A 16,981-nucleotide genomic window follows, 5' to 3' on the forward strand; every position below is an offset into this window, starting at 1 on the left:
TCCCTGTGCTGAAAGAGGTATCCAGACTAACACCCACTACACCTTGATGAAAGCCAATCCTGAGCTACAATGGATAGATAGCCAATGGACGACTCTGTGGGAAAGCTGTGGATAAGTACGTGAACCTCATCAAACTTTCGGTTGGTTCGGAAAGCGTGGACTCTCTGATCGCGTGGCAGGACAGCCGAATGCCGCTTTATGAGGACGGATATCCGCGCCACGTAACCCGCATGTGGCCCAAACGTGATGCCGAGATTCTGAATGGCGGATCAATCTATTGGGTCATCAAGGGTGTCGTACAGTGCCGCCAGCGCATTCTGCGCCTGGATGAAGTGATTGGTGAAGACGGTATCCGCCGCTGCGCCGTCGTGCTTGACCCAATAGTTCATCGGACCCAGAACGCCTTGAAACGCCCGTTTCAGGGCTGGCGATATCTGAAACCCGAAGATTCACCAGCTGATCTGCCGAAAGGGCGCGCGCAGGACGACGCCCTGCCCGATGATCTCAACCGCGCCCTTGCGGATATCGGTGTGCTGTAATTACCGCAGCCGATCCAGCAATTCCGTCAGAACCGCCTTGTCCGCCGCGTCGACCTTTGCAACCCGGCTGCGCCACAATGTGGCCTGCGATTGCAGGATCAGACCGTCCGACAGGATCTTGAGGTGGTTCGCCCGCAGGGTTTCACCGGACGAAGTGATATCGGCAATTGCCTCGGCTGTTTCGTTCATGACCGTACCTTCGGTCGCCCCCTGGCTGTCGACCAGAGTATAATCGGCCACGCCCGCGTCTGTCAGGAACTCACGCACCAGTCGGTGATATTTGGTGGCAATCCGCAGCCGGTGGCCGTGGGTGTTGCGAAATGCTGCTGCTGCCGCATCGAGATCGTCCAGCGTGTCCACATCGACCCAGCAGGCGGGTGTGGCTATGATCAGATCGGCCTTGCCAAAGCCCAGCTGTGCAATCTCTTCGACCTGCTGTTCCCAGCGCGGCAGTTTCTCATGCACCAGATCGATCCCGGTGACGCCCAGATGAATACGGCCCGACGCAAGTTCGCGCGGAATTTCACCCGCCGACAAAAGGATCAGTGAGACGCCTTCGATCCCGTCGACCCGACCCGCATATTCCCGGTCCGAGCCGTTGCGGGACAGCACGATGCCATGTTTTTCGAACCATGAGACGGTCTTTTCCATCAACCGGCCCTTCGAGGGCACGCCCAGCTTCACACTCATTGCGCGGCCTCCTCGATTTCAAGCATCAGGTCCGGGCGGATCACGCCGCCGATCGCGGGGATTTCGGCCCCATCGCCCAAGCGGCGCGTCAGCGCATCATAGCGCCCGCCCGTGGCGACGGGCGGCAGGTCGGGGCGGCCTTCGGCGTAGAACCCAAAGACAAACCCGTCGTAATATTCCATCGATGTCCGGCCATATGACGCTTCGAAATCCAGCCGTGCAACATCGACACCACGCGCCTGCAGGGCTGCGATCCGCGCCTCCAACCGGTCCAGCGCCGGGGTGATCTGCGGCAGATCCACTGCCACATCCCTCAGCTGTTCCAACGCGAAGGGCATGGTTTCACGCACATTCAGAAGCGTTTCCAACCCGGCCAGTTCATTGTCGGAGATCGGCGGCGCAGCGCGATCTTCGCGCAGGGCTTTGATCCGGTCGGCTATCTCGGGCGCGCGACGCTTGCCGATCATCGGAACATCAACCGCCATCGGGTCGGCCGCGTCCAAAAGCGCGTCACGGCCTTCGGGCCCCGGTTTACGCCCTGCAAAACGGTCCAGCAGCGCACGGAACCGGCGCGGCCGCCACAGGTGCCGCATCAGCGCGGCCTTGCGGCGGTCTGTGGTCCGAAGCCCTTCGACAGCCGCCGTCAGGATACCGATATCCCCGGTGGCTGCGCGCAGGGGCAGCCCGCGCAGTTGCAGCGCCATCAGCGAAAACACTTCGGCATCGGCACCAGCGGGATCTTCGCGGTCAAACACTTCGTACCCCACCTGAATATACTCGTTCGACCGGTCCGGGTCGTGTTCCTGACGGCGGAACACCTCACCGGAATAGGTATAGCGGGCAGGCTCGGCCCCGTCCCGCATGTGCATCTGAACAACAGGCAGGGTGAAGTCCGGGCGCAGCATCTGCTCGCCCCGCAGCGCGTCCGAGGTCACGTAGGCACGGGCGCGGATATCCTCGCCATAGAGGTCCAGCAACATTTCAGCGGGTTGCAACAGGGGCGTATCCACCACCTGCGCGCCCGCAGCCTCGAACCGGACACGCATCATCGCGGCACGGGCCTGTATCTGGGAACGGTTGGGCATGGGTCAGTCCTGACTGTCCAGAATTTCACGCACTTTCGCGACCAGATCAGCGCGCGATACTTCAAACTGGCTGGGGCGTTCTTTCCATTCTTCCAGTGTGGCGCTTTCGGCGATCTTGGCCCCAAGGATCAGGTCCTTGATCTGCACGATGCCCTTTGCCTTTTCGTCCCCGCCTTCGATCACCGCAACCGGCGAGTTGCGCTTGTCCGCGTATTTCAACTGGTTGCCAAAGTTCTTGGGATTGCCCAGATACACCTCGGCCCGGATGCCCGCATTGCGCAGCTCGGCCACCATCGCCTGATAATCAGCCATCCGGTCGCGGTCCATCACGGTGACGACGACGGGGCCTTTGGCGTGGGCGCTGATCCTGCCTTTTTCGCGCAGCGCGGCCAGCAACCGATCCACGCCGATAGACACGCCGGTCGCGGGAACTTCCTGTCCGATAAACCGCTTGACCAGATCGTCATAGCGCCCGCCACCCGCAACCGAGCCGAACTGCCGCTTGCGGCCTTTCTCGTCGAAGATTTCGAACGTCAGCTCGGCCTCATAGACCGGACCTGTGTAATAGCCGAGGCCACGGACGACGGAGGGGTCAATGACAATGCGGTCTCGACTATAACCTTGCGCATTCAAGATTTCGGCAATCTGCTCTAACTCTTCAACACCTTCATTGCCTATTTTGGAGTCGGCAACAGCATTTCTGAGGCGATCAAAGGTTTCTGACTGAATAGGAGACTTCGCAGTCAGGAAATCTATAACTGGTTCGGCTTGATAGTCTTTCAGTCCAACACCATCAATGAAGGCACCTGAGGAATCCTTCCGACCTGTTGTCAATAACTCAAGTACGCCTGTTTTGCCTACTTTGTCGAACTTATCTATCGTGCGAAGAATGGCATCGCGGTCTACTTGGCTGCCGCCAAGAGATTCCACTGCCTCGAGAACACCATTTAGCACCTTGCGATTATTGATCCGTACTACATAATCGCGACGCGGAATTCCTACCTCTTCCAACGCATCGCAAAGCATTGCACAGATCTCGGCGTCAGCAGCCATCGAGGCGGTTCCGACCGTATCCGCATCGCACTGATAGAACTGCCGAAAGCGCCCCGGCCCCGGCTTTTCGTTGCGCCAGACCGGACCCATTGCATAACGGCGATAAGGCGTCGGCAGGTCGTTGCGGTGCTGGGCGTAGACACGGGCCAGTGGCGCGGTCAGGTCATAACGCAGGGCCATCCAGTCGCCATTTCCGCCCTCGTCAAACTCCTGCCATGCAAAGACGCCCTCGTTCGGGCGGTCCACGTCGGGCAGGAACTTGCCCAGCGCCTCGACGGTTTCGACCGCACTGCTTTCCAGCGCGTCAAACCCGTACCGATGATAGACACCCGCAATCGTCCGCAGCATCTCGGTGCGCTGCGTGACTTCCTCGCCGAAATAGTCACGGAACCCTTTCGGCGTTTCGGCCTTGGGGCGGGGCTGTTTCTTGGGCTTGGCCATGTGGGGCGTCCTTGGGAGTGTACCTGTTCCGCGCGCGGTCTATCCCATGGCCCGCATCTGGGCAAGGCGCGCTTTCTCTGGCCAAGGCGTCACAGGGTCGCTATGTGCAGCCTGAAAGACAGGAGCATCCCATGCAGCATCTGGAAGAACAGATTGCCCATCTGACCCGCACGGTTGACGATCTGAACGCGGTTGTCACCAGGCAACAGGCCGAGATTGACAGGCTGACCCGCCGTGTCGAGATGCTGCTGCACCGCGAGGCTGAACGCGCACAGGAAGGGTCAGGCGGCGTTGTCCTTGGTGACGAACGCCCGCCACATTACTGAAGGCTTACAGCCCCAGCGTTGATTTCACCGCGTTGTCGACGACGCCACCCAGCAGGGCGTTTTCATCCCCGGCGCAACCCTCTTTCAGAGCCGCCACAAATGTTTCGCGCAGCGCGGCCTTTTCCTCGTCCGAACTGGCATGAGCTTCGAGGTCGACCTGACGGTTATAAAGTGACAACGCCGTCATCTTGCCGACCACGTCCACAATGTATTCTTCATTCCCGTCAGCCTCTTCGATGACCGACGCGCAGGTGTGGTACATAAGCGGCAGCGCCGCTTGTACCATCTGTTCGGCTTCCTCGTCCGCAAGGGCAAAACCGGGCCCTGTAAGCAGCGCTGTGGTGGTGATCACTTTCATCGCGTTCAAACGCATCATCCCGCCCCCGCTTATTTCGAGTTCGCGCCGATTAGCGCACCAACAATTGCCCCTGCGGCGGCGCCTTTGCCGTCGCCGATCAAGGCCCCAACCCCGGCCCCAATCACAGCACCTTTGATCGTGTTCTCTTTCTTTTTGTCGTCCGCAAGCGTGGCTGTCGCCGAAACCAAAGCCAGCGATGCCGCCGCCCCCAATACAATCGTTCTGAGATTGAGACCTGCAATCGTCATATCAACGCCCTCCCGTGGCATGAGTAGAAGACATATTTGCAAGGTCAGCCTAGCGATGCGCTAACTGTCTGGCAACAAAGCGGTGTCAGATCTCTTCGACGGTCATAACACCTTCCAGCGATTTGATCGCGCCCTTGATCTGCGGGTTGATCGGAAACACACGCCCAAGGTCGATTTCGACGTCGCCGGGCAGGCCGGGGTCCAGCAACAGCAGCTGGATCGGGCCGCGGGCCGCACCCTTGGCAGCGGTTGCGGCTTCTTCAAGAACCGTTGCAATCGTCGACACTGCCCGCGCTTCGTCGACAAAGATGCGCAGGCCCGTCGCCCCGGCTTCGGCCACCACAGAATCCGCTGGTCCAACCGAACGCCCCAGCAGCTTGAGCTGATCGGACTCCATCGTCGCCTCAACGGTCAGAACCACCTGAGCGCCGGTTTCCAGAAACTCGCGGCATTTCTCCAGCGTGTCGGAAAACAGCGTGACCTCATAAGCGCCGGTCGGGTCCGAAAGCTGGGCAAAGGCGAACCGGTTGCCCTTGGCCGATTTCCGTTCCTGCCGCCCGGCAACCACTCCGGCCATCTTGGCGATCAACGGGCCAGAGCGGGCTTTCTCTGTCACCTCGTCCAGCGTCAAAACCTGTTTACGCTTCAAGGCCGGCATATAGTCGTCCAGCGGATGACCAGAGAGGTAGAATCCGATGGCCTTGAACTCTTCGCTCAGACGTTCAGCCGGCAACCAGTCGGGGGTCGGCGCCAGGCGCGGTTCGGGCAGGTCATCTCCGGCCTCGCCAAACAGTGACACCTGGTTCGAATTCTTCTGTTCATGGATCGCGGCCGAATACTGCACCAGCGCATCTAGGCTTTCAAACACACGGCGGCGGTTCCGGTCCAGCTCATCAAAGGCCCCGGCGCGGGCCAGCATCTCAAGCGGGCGTTTGCCCACTTTCTTCAGATCAACGCGGCGGGCGAAATCGAACAGGTTAACAAACGGCTTGTCCGCGCGAGCCGCAACGATCAGGTTCATCGCCTCGACACCCACATTCTTGAGCGCGCCCAGCGCATAGACCAGATGTCCGTTATCAACATCGAACGTGGCCTGAGATCGGTTCACACAAGGTGGGACATACGGCAGTTCCAGCCCTTTTCGGACCTCTTCGAAATAGATCGCCAGCTTGTCGGTCAGATGGATATCGCAATTCATGACGCCCGCCATGAATTCAACCGGATGGTTCGCCTTCAACCAGCCGGTTTGATAGCTGACCACCGCATAGGCGGCGGCGTGGGATTTGTTGAAGCCGTAATTGGCGAATTTCTCGAGAAGGTCGAAGACTTCGCTGGCTTTCTTGGCATCCACCCCGTTTTCTGCCGCGCCTTTTTCGAACTTGGGGCGTTCGGCATCCATCGCCTCTTTGATCTTCTTACCCATCGCGCGGCGCAGCAGGTCTGCACCGCCCAGGCTGTACCCCGCCATGACTTGCGCGATCTGCATCACCTGTTCCTGATAGACGATAATACCTTGAGTTTCCTCAAGAATGTGGTCGATCAGCGGGTGAACGGATGTGATTTCGCGCAGCCCGTTCTTGACCTCGCAATAGGTCGGGATGTTCTCCATCGGGCCGGGACGATAGAGCGCGACGAGGGCCACGATATCCTCGATACAGGTGGGTTTCATGCGCTTGAGCGCGTCCATCATGCCCGAAGATTCAACCTGGAACACAGCGACCGTCTTGGCCGCTGAATAGAGCTTATACGTCGCCTCGTCATCCAGTGGGATGGCGTTGATCTGGTTCTCGGCCCCCTCGGCAGGTTCATAAAGCTCGGTGCCATCGGCGGCGATGTGCAACTTCCGCCCGGACTTGAAGATCAAGTCCATCGCGTTCTGGATCACGGTCAGGGTTTTCAGACCCAGAAAGTCGAACTTTACCAGCCCGGCCTGTTCCACCCATTTCATGTTGAACTGGGTTGCAGGCATGTCGGATCGCGGGTCCTGATAGATCGGCACCAGCGCGTCCAGAGGCCGGTCGCCAATCACAACCCCAGCCGCGTGGGTCGAGGCGTTGCGCAGCAGCCCTTCGACCTGCTGTCCATACGTCAGCAAACGATCCACCACCTCTTCGTTACGAGCTTCCTCCCGCAGACGCGGCTCATCCTTCAGGGCTTTTTCGATGGAAACCGGTTTTACCCCTTCAACCGGGATCATCTTGGACAGACGGTCCACCTGCCCGTACGGCATTTGCAGCACCCGCCCGATATCGCGTACGGCAGCCTTGGACAGCAAAGCACCAAATGTGATGATCTGCCCCACCTTGTCGCGCCCGTATTTCTGCTGCACGTAGCGGATCACCTCTTCGCGGCGATCCATACAGAAGTCGATATCGAAGTCAGGCATCGAAACCCGTTCGGGATTCAGGAACCGTTCAAACAGCAGGCTGTAACGCAGCGGATCGAGGTCGGTGATTGTCAGCGCATAAGCCACCAGCGAGCCCGCACCCGATCCCCGACCCGGCCCAACCGGAATATCGTGATCCTTGGCCCATTGGATAAAGTCGGCAACGATCAGGAAGTAGCCAGGGAACCCCATTCCTTCGATGATGCCAAGCTCGAAATCCAGCCGTTCCTGATATTCCTCGGGCGTCACCGCATGGGGGATCACGGCCAGACGTTTCTGCAAGCCCTCGTTGGCAATGCGGCGTAGTTCAGCGACCTCGTCATCGGCGAATTTCGGCAGGATCGGATCACGCCGATAGGCCATGAAAGCGCAGCGTTTGGCAATCTCGACAGTGTTCTCGATGGCCTCGGGCAGATCGGCAAACAGCGTCACCATTTCCTGCTGCGACTTGAAATAATGCTGCGCGGTCAGGCGGCGGCGACCTTCCTGCTGGTCGACATAGGCCCCTTCGGCGATACAGATCAGCGCATCATGGGCCTCGTACATATCCGAGGTCGGGAAATAGACGTCATTGGTGGCAACCAGCGGCAGGTTCTTGGCATAGGCCATCTCGATATGGCCGCGCTCGGTCTGGCGTTCGGCCTCTGGTTGGCCGTCCTCGCCCGGATGACGCTGGAGTTCGATATACAGACGATCCGGAAAGATCGCGGCCAGCCGATCCACCAGCGCCTCGGCCGCCGGACGTTGCCCCTGTTGCAACAGGCGGCCCACCGGCCCATCGGGCCCTCCGGACAGGCAGATCAGCCCGTCGGAGCGGCCCGCAAGCTCGTCCAGCGTGACCTGCGGCAACTGCCCGCCCTTGTCCACGTAAAGGCACGTGCTCAGCTTCATCAGGTTCTCGTACCCCGCCTCGGACTGTGCCAGCAGAACAAGCGACGCGGGCGTTTTTGGCTTTTCCCCCGGTTGCGATTGCACATAAGTCAGATCAACCTGACATCCCATGATCGGCTGGACACCGGCCTGGCTGGCTGTCACCGAAAATTCCAGCGCCGAAAACATGGAATTCGTGTCAGTCACCGCGACGGCAGGCATCCCCATCTTCTCGCACAGGGCGGGCAGTTTTTTCAGCCGCACAGCGCCTTCCAGAAGGGAGTATTCGGTGTGAACACGTAGGTGAATGAATCGGGGGTTACTGCTCATGAACGGCAGGCTACCCTAGCCGCGAGGCATGCAAAAGCCGGAACCTGCGCCGTTGTTTGGCAAAATAATCGTTTTCGATTATTCGGATTTTCCAGAAGGTGCTTCGGAAAGCGACATCTTCACTGACAAAAAAACGCTTTAGTTTCAAGTAACTGATATTTACACAGGGTGCGCAAATCCACGCCACTTGGCTGTAATGATGCATCATACAGGCAGTTTTTCTTGCCAGATCACGCATGCTGTTTCTAACATCCATTTGCAAGCTATCCGCCCGCCACTCTTTCTACGTCGCATCGAAGGAGGGCATCACCAGGGCGCAACCGGGTAAGGCGACGGGTTTCTCGAATGGACATCACGTTTCTTCTGAATGGAGAGACAGTGGAGCTGACGGATATCAATCCGACAGCCACTCTGCTGGATTGGCTGCGTGAAGATCGTGGCCTGACCGGCACCAAAGAAGGCTGCAACGAAGGCGATTGCGGTGCCTGCACTGTCATGGTGACGGATGCGGGTGGCGCAAAGGCCCTGAACTCGTGCATCCTTTTCTTGCCGCAGCTGCATGGCAAGGCGGTTCGAACCGTCGAAGGCGCCAGCGGCCCCGATGGCGAGGTCCATCCGGTTCAGCAGGCCATGGTTGACTTGCACGGGTCGCAATGCGGCTTTTGCACACCCGGTTTTGTCATGTCGATGGTGGCTGGTCACACCAATGGCGCGACGGATCACGACACACAGCTTGCCGGTAATCTGTGCCGTTGCACAGGTTATGCACCCATTATTCGCGCAGCCGAAGCGGCCGAGAAGCATCCCGTGCCTGTCTGGGTCAAGGACAAGCCTGTCGCAACACCCGCCGCTTCACCCATGCTGCCGGGCTCGTCCGACGCGCTGGCTGCTGTGTATGCCGAGAACCCAAATGCCACTTTGGTCGCGGGCGCAACTGATGTTGGGCTTTGGGTGACCAAGCAACTGCGCGATCTTGATCCGGTGATCTTCCTGAACAGCTGTGACGATCTGAAAGAGATCACGATCACCGACGAAGATATTCGGTTCGGTGCCATGGTCGATATGAACCGCATGGGCGAAGCCTTGGCGGACATTCACCCATCGTATGCTGAAATGATCCGGCGCTATGCCAGTGTTCAGGTCCGTCACGCGGCCACTGTGGGTGGCAACATCGCCAATGGCTCGCCAATCGGAGACAACCCGCCCGCGCTGATCGCATTGGGTGCGACGCTGCACCTGCGCAAAGGTGATGAACGCCGGTCAGTCCTGCTGGAAGACTTCTTCATCGATTACGGGAAACAGGACCGCGCGCCGGGTGAGTTTGTCGAAGCCGTCAGCTTCCCGCGTCAGGCGGACCGGCTGAAATGCTACAAGCTGAGCAAACGGTTCGATCAGGATATCTCGGCCGTGTGCGGATGTTTCAACATTACCATTTCGGACGGACGGGTGGCGGCTGCGCGCATCGCGTTTGGCGGTATGGCTGGCATTCCGAAACGGGCAACCCATGTCGAGGCCGCGTTGATCGGCAAGCCATGGACGCGCGAGACGATTGACGCCGCTCTGCCCGCTTTTGCCGACGATTATTCACCGCTTACCGATATGCGCGCCTCGGCCACGTACAGGCTTGAGACTGCCAAAGCGATGCTGGAACGGTACTTCCTTGAGGATCAGGGCCAAGTGACCAACGTGCTGGAGGTATCGGCATGAGCGTAACCAAACCCCTTCCCCACGACGCGGCACCGCTGCACGTATCCGGTTCCGCCCGATATGTGGACGACATCCCGACGCCAAAGGGCACATTGCATCTGGCCTTTGGCCTGAGCCCGATCGCCAAGGGCACGATTACCGCGATGGACCTGTCTGCCGTGAAAGCAGCAGCCGGGGTCGTCAAGGTCATGACGGCACAGGACCTGCCTTTTGCCAACGATGTTTCGCCCTCGATCCACGATGAACCGTTGCTGTCCGACGGGACGGTTCACTATATCGGCCAGCCTGTTTTCCTTGTGGTTGCCACCAGCCATCTGGCCGCCCGCAAGGCGGTTCGGTTGGGCAAGATCGACTATGCAGAGGACACACCGATCCTGACGGTGGAAGAAGCTCTGGCAGCAGACAGCCGATTTGAAGACGGGCCCCGTATCTATGCCAAGGGCGACGCGGACGCCGCGATTGAAAGCGCAGCCCACGTCATCGACGGAACATTCGAGATCGGCGGTCAGGAGCATTTCTATCTGGAAGGTCAGGCAGCCCTTGCCGTGCCGAATGAAGGCGGCGACATGCTGGTCCACAGCTCGACCCAGCACCCGACCGAGATACAGCACAAGGTGGCGGACGCTCTGGGCCTGCCAATGCATGCGATCCGCGTCGAAACCCGGCGCATGGGTGGCGGATTCGGTGGCAAGGAAAGCCAGGGGAATGCGCTGGCCGTCGCCTGCGCAGTGGCGGCGCAGGCAACCGGCAAAGCCTGCAAGATGCGCTATGACCGCGATGATGACATGATCATCACCGGCAAACGCCACGCCTTCCGGATTTCCTATCGCGCGGGATTTGACGAACAGGGTCACATTCAGGGCGTGTCCTTTCTGCAATACGCGATCTGCGGCTGGGCGCAGGACCTGTCCCTGCCCGTCGCCGACCGTGCGATGCTGCATTCGGACAATGCCTACCTGCTGCCCAATGCCCGGATTGAAAGCCATCGGTTGAAGACCAACACGCAGTCAGCCACCGCCTATCGTGGGTTTGGTGGCCCGCAGGGGATGGTTGCCATCGAACGTGTGATGGACCACGCCGCGCATGAACTTGGGTTGGACCCGGTGGAATTGCGCCGCCGCAACTATTACGAGCCCGCGCATAAAGTTGCCGAAGTCCAACCTCACGAAAAACCGCTGGGTCATCCCGACCCGCACGAAGACCTGACCAGCCGTGGCGCGGTGGAAACAGGGACCGCCCCGGTCCGCCCCCTGCCCGCTGGCGGCAACACGACGCCCTACGGAATGGAGGTCAGCGATTTCGAACTGCATGGCATGACCGAAGCGCTGATGAAGTCCAGCAACTATGCCGCGCGCAAAGCGGCCATCGAGAAATGGAACGCCGAAAACAGCGTGATCAAGAAGGGCATCGCCTTTTCTCCGGTCAAGTTCGGAATTTCCTTCACGCTGACCCATCTGAACCAGGCCGGTGCGCTGGTGCATGTGTATCAGGATGGTTCGGTCCACCTGAATCATGGTGGCACCGAGATGGGTCAGGGCCTGTTCCAGAAGGTCGCGCAAGTGGCCGCGTCGCGTTTCGGCATCCCGCTTGAGATGGTCAAGATCACCGCCACCGATACGGCCAAAGTGCCGAATACGTCAGCCACGGCAGCGTCTTCAGGCAGCGATCTGAACGGCATGGCGGTGAAAGCGGCTTGCGATACGATCCGCGACCGGATGGCCGATTATCTAGCTGAACGGCATCAGGCCGACCCCTCCGCGGTCACTTTCACGGATGGCCACGTTTCGGTTGGTGAAGAACGGTACACGTTCGCCGAAGCTGCCGCACTGGCCTATCAGGGTCGCATAAGCCTGTCGGCCACCGGCTTTTATAAAACGCCCAAGATCGAATGGGACAGGATCGCGGGACGCGGTCGCCCGTTTTACTACTTCGCCTATGGCGCTTCGGTCACCGAGGTCGCTGTGGACACGTTGACGGGCGAGAACCGCATTCTGCGCACAGATATCCTGCATGACGCGGGCGCTTCGCTGAACCCGGCGCTGGATGTCGGACAGGTCGAAGGCGGTTACGTGCAGGGCGCGGGCTGGCTGACGACCGAGGAACTGGTCTGGGACGGCAAGGGCAACCTGCGCACACATGCGCCCTCGACCTACAAGATCCCGGCCTGTTCCGACCGGCCCGACATTTTCAACGTCGCACTTTGGGATGGCGAGAACCGAGAGGACACCATCTATCGCTCGAAAGCCGTGGGGGAACCCCCGTTCATGCTGGGAATATCGGCCTGGCTGGCGCTTTCGAATGCGGTGGCAGCCTGCGGGGACACCTATCCGGCACTCAACGCGCCCGCCACCGCCGAAGAGGTCTGGCGCGGCGTCCAGAGGATGAAGGGAGATATCTGATGGGATTTGACCTAGAGGCTTTGAGGGAGGCGGTCAAAACCCACGGCAAAGTGGTTCGGGTGGTCATCGCCGGGATCAAAGGGTCGTCTCCACGCGAAGTTGGTGCCGCCATGCTGGTCTGGGGCGGCGGGCAAAGCGGCACAATTGGTGGCGGAACACTGGAATACCAGGCGGCAAATGCCGCACGGTTGCAAACCACGCAAACCCGCCTGACGCATCATGCACTTGGACCCGAGTTGGGGCAATGCTGCGGCGGTGCCGTGTCGTTGCTGAGCGAGGTCTACGACGCAAACACTGTCAATGATCTGGACGATACGGTCATCGCGCGCCCGGCCACGGGTGACGAGATGCCCCTGTCGGTCAAGCGAATGCTGGCGACGGCGCGCGGACAGGGGATTGCGCCAGAACCGCAGCTGATCGATGGCTGGATGGTTGAACCTGTTCACAAGCCGACACGCAATCTGTGGATCTGGGGCGCGGGCCATGTCGGCCGGGCGCTGGTGGATGTGCTGTCCCCGCTTCCCGATCTTGCGATCACCTGGGTGGACACCAGCCGTCAGCGCTTTCCGGCCACTGTGCCAGCGGGCGTGACAATTGTTCCGGCCACAAAACCGGCCGAGCTGATCCGCCATGCCCCATCCGACGCCGAACATCTTGTGCTGACATACTCGCATAGCCTTGACTTTGAACTGTGCAACAGACTGCTTTTGCACGATTTTGGCTTTGCGGGGCTGATCGGCTCGGCTACGAAATGGGCGCGATTCCGGTCGCGTCTGGCCGCTCTTGGGCATCCGCCTGAACGGATAAGCCGGATCACCTGCCCGATCGGTGACCCGTCGATGGGGAAGCATCCACATATGATCGCCGTGGGCGTCGCCGCACAATTGCTGCGCCCGGCCCTGCAAAACGAGTTGAAGAAGGACCTGAGCGCGTGACCATTCCACTTTTGAGCTTGCAAGGGCTGACCAAAGCCTACCCCGGCGTTGTGGCCAATGATCAGGTGTCCTTTGACATCGGTGAAGGCGAAGTGCACGCGCTGCTGGGTGAAAACGGCGCGGGGAAATCCACGCTGGTGAAAATGATCTATGGGCTTGTGAAGCCGGACAGCGGCACCATGAAGCTGCGCGGCAATCCGTTTGCGCCGCCCGAACCGCGCGCGGCCCGTGCCGATGGGATCGCGATGGTGTTCCAGCATTTTTCGCTGTTTGACGCGCTGAACGTGGCCGAGAATATCGCGCTGGGGATGGAGAATCCGCCCCCGATGGGGGATCTGGCATCGCGCATTCGCGAAGTCTCGGAAACCTATGGTCTGCCGCTGGACCCGTTCCGCACGGTTGGCGATCTGTCCGCAGGCGAACGCCAGCGGGTCGAGATCATTCGCTGCCTGCTGCAGGACCCCAAACTGCTGATCATGGACGAACCGACCTCGGTTCTGACCCCGCAAGAGGTCAATATCCTGTTTGAGACGCTGAACAAGCTACGCTCCGAGGGAACCTCGATCCTTTATATCTCGCATAAACTGGAGGAGATCCGAACGCTGTGCGACCATGCCACGATCCTGCGTCTGGGCAAGAACGTGGGCGAATGTGTTCCCGCTGAAACCTCGGCGCGCGACATGGCCGAGATGATGGTCGGGTCGACGTTGCAGACGCCTGAACGATCGGGCCGGGAACTGGGCGAGGTCGCGCTGGATGTCAGCGGGCTGTCAGTCCCCTCGCCTTCGGAATTCGGCACCGCATTGCGCAATGTGCACATGACGGTCCGCAAGGGCGAGGTTCTGGGCGTCGGCGGTGTTGCCGGAAACGGGCAGGATGAATTGCTGGGCGTGCTGTCCGGGGAAATCCTGACATCGGCGGATGCGATCAAGTTCAACGGTCAGGCAATCGGCAAGCTCGGCCCGACAGCGCGCCGCAAGCTGGGCGTTCTGACCGCGCCCGAGGAACGGCTCGGCCACGCGGCGGCGCCCGACATGAGCCTGACCGAAAACGCTTTGCTGACCGGATCTGTGCGGGAAGGGCTTGAGAAAAACGGCTTCTTGAAATGGTCCGAAACCCGGAGTTTTGCCGAAAAGATCATCGAAGCCTTCGACGTACGTACGCCCGGGCCCGAAAACGCAGCGCGGTCCTTGTCCGGCGGCAATCTGCAGAAATTCGTGATTGGACGCGAAGTGCTGCAAAACCCTGATGTGTTGGTGGTAAACCAGCCAACCTGGGGGGTGGATGCCGCGGCGGCCGCGTCGATTCGGCAAGCCATACTCGATCTTGCGGCGAAAGGCACAGCGGTGGTTTGCATCTCGCAGGATCTGGATGAGCTGATGGAAATCTCGGACAGTTTTGCGGCCTTAAACGAAGGTCGGCTGAGCGCACCGCGCCCGACCACCGGCCTGACCGTGGATGAGATTGGCCTCATGATGGGCGGTGCCCATGGCATGGAGGTGGCACATGTGTGATCTGCTGAGCCGCCTTCGGCGAGAGTATTTGCAAAAAGATGAAACATCTGGGGGGATGAGCAGATGATTGTATTGGAGAAACGGCCACAGCCGTCCAGGGCCTGGTCTTATGCGACCCCCCTTGTGGCGGTGCTGGCGACAATGGTGTTTGGCGGGTTGCTGTTTGCCATATTGGGGAAAAACCCGGTCGAAGCCATCGGTACCATCTTCTGGGAGCCGCTTTTTGGCGAGTTCGCATTCTATTACCGCCCTCAATTGCTGGTCAAGGGCGCCCCGCTTGTGTTGATCGCTATCGGATTGTCGCTGGGATTTCGGGCCGGTATCTGGAATATCGGGGCCGAAGGGCAATACATCATGGGCGCCATATTCGGTGCGGGCGCAGGTCTGGCCTTCTATCCGCTCGACGCCTGGTACATCTTCCCGATCATGGTGGCCGCAGGCGCATTTGGCGGGTGGCTGTGGGCAACGATCCCGGCTTTGCTGAAAGTGCGTTTCGGCACCAACGAAATCCTCGTGTCGCTGATGCTGGTCTACGTGGCCGAACAGATGCTGGCCTCGGTCTCGCTGGGTTTGCTCAAGAACCCCGAAGGGTTCGGCTTTCCCGGCTCGCGCAACCTGCAATCCTATGAAAGCGCGCACAATGCCGAGCTGATTGCCGGTTCCGGGATGCATTGGGGTGTTGTCGCGGCCTTCATCGCGGTGATCTTTGCCTATGTTTTGCTGAACCGTCACATGCTGGGGTTCCATATCCGTCTGACGGGTGAGGCCCCCCGCGCCGCAAAGTTTGCAGGTGTGAATCCAGCGCGCCTGATCCTGTTCTGCCTTGGAATTTCGGGCGCTTTGGCCGGGTTGGCCGGGATGTTCGAGGTGTCCGGCCCGTCCGGTCAGATCAGCATCGATTTCAATGTGGGTTATGGCTTTACAGCGATCATCGTCGCCTTTCTGGGCCGACTGCATCCGGTGGGTATTCTTTTGGCCGGGGGCCTGATGGCGCTGACCTATATTGGCGGTGAAATCGCACAATCGCAGCTGGGCCTGCCTGCCGCAGCCATTCAGGTGTTTCAGGGAATGCTGCTGTTTTTCCTGCTGGCCTTCGATCTTCTGACAAACTTCCGCATCCGTGCGGCTCGTAGCGAGGTGGCGTGATCATGGATCTTGGTCAAATCAATCCCGTTCTTCTGGTTGCTTCGCTTATGGTGGCCGCAACCCCCCTTCTGCTGGCCGCGATCGGAGAGCTTGTCGTGGAAAAGGCAGGCGTTCTGAACCTTGGTGTCGAGGGCATGATGATCGTTGGCGCGATCAGCGGTTTTGCGATCTCGGTCGAAACCGGATCGCCCTGGCTGGGCTTTGTTGCTGCCGCCATTGGCGGGGCCGTGCTGTCGCTGCTGTTCGTCTTGCTGACACAGTTTGCGTTGGCCAACCAGGTTGCCAGCGGCCTTGCGCTGACCCTGTTTGGCCTGGGGTTCAGCGCCCTGATGGGGCAAAGCTATGTGGGCGTCAAACCACCCAGCATGGGCGATATCCACATCCCCTTGATCAGCGATATTCCGGTCATCGGCCCGATCCTGTTTCGGCACGATCCCATCCTGTATCTGGGCATTGCGCTGACCGCTGTGGTCTGGGCCGTCCTGAAGTACACCCGCGTCGGGTTGATCCTGCGGGCGGTTGGTGAAAACCACGATGCCGCCCATGCGCTTGGCTACAAGGTCATCAAAATCCGTATCATGGCGATCCTGTTTGGCGGGGCCTGCGCGGGTCTGGGTGGAGCTTACATCAGTCTGATACGTGTGCCGCAATGGACCGAGGGCATGACCGCAGGTGTCGGCTGGATCGCACTGGCGCTGGTGGTGTTTGCCAGCTGGAAACCGTGGCGGGTCCTGCTGGGTGCATATTTGTTCGGCGGCATCACCGTCTTGCAGCTTAATTTGCAGGCAGCGGGCGTTGCCATTCCCGTCGAGTATCTGGCAATGTCACCCTATCTTATCACGATCCTTGTGCTTGTGATCCTTTCGGCCGACAAGAGCAGCGCACCTGCCTCACTGGGCCGGACCTTCCATGCCTCACACTAGGGGCCAACTGAACCAACTTGGGGAGTAACTA

14 protein-coding genes are annotated in these 16,981 nt (G+C 59.8%); 8 read left to right on the top strand and 6 right to left on the bottom strand.

Features of this window, described 5'->3' with window-relative positions; all coding sequences use genetic code 11:
- Positions 1–107: 107 nt before the first annotated feature.
- A complete protein-coding gene (locus AC2FLU_RS18435) occupies positions 108–539 on the top strand; it encodes a DUF1489 family protein (RefSeq protein WP_496809377.1) in 432 nt (143 codons plus the stop codon).
- Here the strand turns inward: AC2FLU_RS18435 and hisG are convergent, their stop codons facing one another.
- The 3 genes from hisG to hisS are packed head-to-tail and all read right to left on the bottom strand — an operon-like array spanning position 540 to position 3,808.
- Positions 540–1,229, bottom strand: coding sequence for an ATP phosphoribosyltransferase (gene hisG / locus AC2FLU_RS18440; protein ID WP_480475398.1), 690 nt, complete (start codon positions 1,227–1,229; stop codon positions 540–542).
- Positions 1,226–2,314, bottom strand: coding sequence for an ATP phosphoribosyltransferase regulatory subunit (locus tag AC2FLU_RS18445; RefSeq protein ID WP_480475396.1), 1,089 nt, complete (start codon positions 2,312–2,314; stop codon positions 1,226–1,228). Before AC2FLU_RS18445 ends, hisG begins: the two co-directional genes overlap by 4 nt.
- A 3-nt stretch (positions 2,315–2,317) precedes the next feature.
- Positions 2,318–3,808, bottom strand: coding sequence for a histidine--tRNA ligase (gene hisS / locus AC2FLU_RS18450; protein WP_496809378.1), 1,491 nt, complete (start codon positions 3,806–3,808; stop codon positions 2,318–2,320).
- A 131-nt stretch (positions 3,809–3,939) separates the two neighbouring features.
- Here hisS and AC2FLU_RS18455 point away from each other — a divergent pair, with 131 nt between their 5' ends.
- The gene (locus AC2FLU_RS18455; RefSeq protein ID WP_209598067.1) at positions 3,940–4,134 is read left to right on the top strand and encodes a SlyX family protein; all 195 of its coding nucleotides are present in this window, start codon (positions 3,940–3,942) and stop codon (positions 4,132–4,134) included.
- 4 nt (positions 4,135–4,138) lie between these two features.
- Here the strand turns inward: AC2FLU_RS18455 and AC2FLU_RS18460 are convergent, their stop codons facing one another.
- The 3 genes from AC2FLU_RS18460 to dnaE all read right to left on the bottom strand — a co-directional run bounded on the left by AC2FLU_RS18460 (position 4,139) and on the right by dnaE (position 8,326).
- Positions 4,139–4,510, bottom strand: a complete 372-nt coding sequence (locus tag AC2FLU_RS18460; RefSeq protein WP_480475392.1) for a hypothetical protein — start codon at positions 4,508–4,510, stop codon at positions 4,139–4,141.
- A gap of 11 nt (positions 4,511–4,521) precedes the next feature.
- The gene (locus AC2FLU_RS18465) at positions 4,522–4,740 is read right to left on the bottom strand and encodes a YMGG-like glycine zipper-containing protein (RefSeq protein ID WP_480475390.1); all 219 of its coding nucleotides are present in this window, start codon (positions 4,738–4,740) and stop codon (positions 4,522–4,524) included.
- An 85-nt stretch (positions 4,741–4,825) separates the two neighbouring features.
- Positions 4,826–8,326: a DNA polymerase III subunit alpha gene (dnaE, locus tag AC2FLU_RS18470; protein ID WP_496809379.1), complete on the bottom strand. Its 3,501-nt coding sequence runs from the start codon at positions 8,324–8,326 to the stop codon at positions 4,826–4,828.
- 345 nt (positions 8,327–8,671) lie between these two features.
- Between dnaE and xdhA the strand changes: the two genes are divergently transcribed.
- From xdhA to AC2FLU_RS18500, 6 genes are all read left to right on the top strand, one after another.
- Positions 8,672–10,033 carry a xanthine dehydrogenase small subunit gene (xdhA, locus tag AC2FLU_RS18475; RefSeq protein WP_480519208.1) on the top strand — a complete coding sequence of 454 codons (1,362 nt, stop codon included), beginning with the start codon at positions 8,672–8,674 and terminating at the stop codon, positions 10,031–10,033.
- Positions 10,030–12,432: a xanthine dehydrogenase molybdopterin binding subunit gene (gene xdhB, locus AC2FLU_RS18480; protein WP_496809380.1), complete on the top strand. Its 2,403-nt coding sequence runs from the start codon at positions 10,030–10,032 to the stop codon at positions 12,430–12,432. Before xdhA ends, xdhB begins: the two co-directional genes overlap by 4 nt.
- Complete coding sequence (xdhC, locus tag AC2FLU_RS18485; protein ID WP_480519212.1) at positions 12,432–13,367, top strand: xanthine dehydrogenase accessory protein XdhC; 936 nt, start codon at positions 12,432–12,434, stop codon at positions 13,365–13,367. The genes xdhB and xdhC overlap by 1 nt, the downstream gene beginning before the upstream one ends.
- On the top strand, positions 13,364–14,881 hold the full coding sequence (locus AC2FLU_RS18490; RefSeq protein WP_480496423.1) for an ABC transporter ATP-binding protein: 1,518 nt from the start codon (positions 13,364–13,366) through the stop codon (positions 14,879–14,881). Before xdhC ends, AC2FLU_RS18490 begins: the two co-directional genes overlap by 4 nt.
- A 63-nt stretch (positions 14,882–14,944) precedes the next feature.
- A complete protein-coding gene (locus AC2FLU_RS18495) occupies positions 14,945–16,027 on the top strand; it encodes an ABC transporter permease (protein ID WP_480496425.1) in 1,083 nt (360 codons plus the stop codon).
- Positions 16,028–16,029: 2 nt separating this feature from the next.
- The gene (locus tag AC2FLU_RS18500; RefSeq protein WP_209598075.1) at positions 16,030–16,950 is read left to right on the top strand and encodes an ABC transporter permease; all 921 of its coding nucleotides are present in this window, start codon (positions 16,030–16,032) and stop codon (positions 16,948–16,950) included.
- Positions 16,951–16,981 lie beyond the last annotated feature (31 nt).

It is taken from the genome of Ruegeria sp. SAZD013, from assembly GCF_059612525.1.